Genomic DNA, 799 nt, shown 5'->3' on the forward strand with positions numbered 1-799 from the left:
CCATTTCCGGAATCATAACAGGTCATCAGATTATGAATTCCAAGATCCATTGATAAATAATGGCCATTCAGGGAAAGCGGTTCCGGCTCTTTGACCTCATAGATAACGATAAGGTCACATTTTCCATCTTCCGGTGGATAGATCCGCAGCTGTTTTATGTGATCCATGTTCCTGAAAATTTTATTTTCAAGATATAGAAATTTTTCATGAATCCCGTAAGTTCCTTCCATATAGCTTTTCAGATCCTTTGACAGAGACAGCCGTAATTGGCCGGAACCCTTCTCGTGCCGGATTCCCATCTGCATGTAAGTGATCGGTATATTGTCCTGTTTAAATCGCGGAGGATTTGGCGCTTTGATCCCGCCGGTCTTTTTAAGGGCATAAAATGATTTCCAGGCTTTATCCAGCTGCTTGCAGGTCTCCTGCGCTGTCTGGGACGGAAGCTGTCTATACCACAGATCTCCTTTATGCGCTTTCTTCTGATAATACCAGTCAGGATACTTCTCCAGCCCCAATTCTTTATATCGACGGCGTTCATAGTTGCAGACATTCCAGAGCTTGGAAGCAGCGTAACACATATGCCCTATAATATTAGAATATTCCGGCCGGATATTGACCGATGTTCTGTGCGACAACAGCATTCTCCTCCCCCTTCAGACAGCCATGCATATGAATATTTACAATTCACATTGAATTAATACGACTTGCTCTGATGTTCAATATAACGGCGAATATTTTCCTCAGATACGGATCCGATCGTTTCCACATAATAGGAATGGTTCCACAGTTCTCCCTTCCA

General features: G+C 43.2%; 1 protein-coding gene. It reads right to left on the bottom strand.

Features of this window, described 5'->3' with window-relative positions; all coding sequences use genetic code 11:
• A partial coding sequence (locus tag DWV73_RS12615; protein ID WP_278286985.1) for a transposase occupies positions 1-641 on the bottom strand: 641 nt, incomplete at its 3' end.
• Between the last annotated feature and the right edge of the window lie 158 nt (positions 642-799).

Source organism: Clostridium sp. AF12-41, from assembly GCF_003461685.1.
GTDB lineage: Bacteria > Bacillota > Clostridia > Lachnospirales > Lachnospiraceae > Otoolea > Otoolea fessa.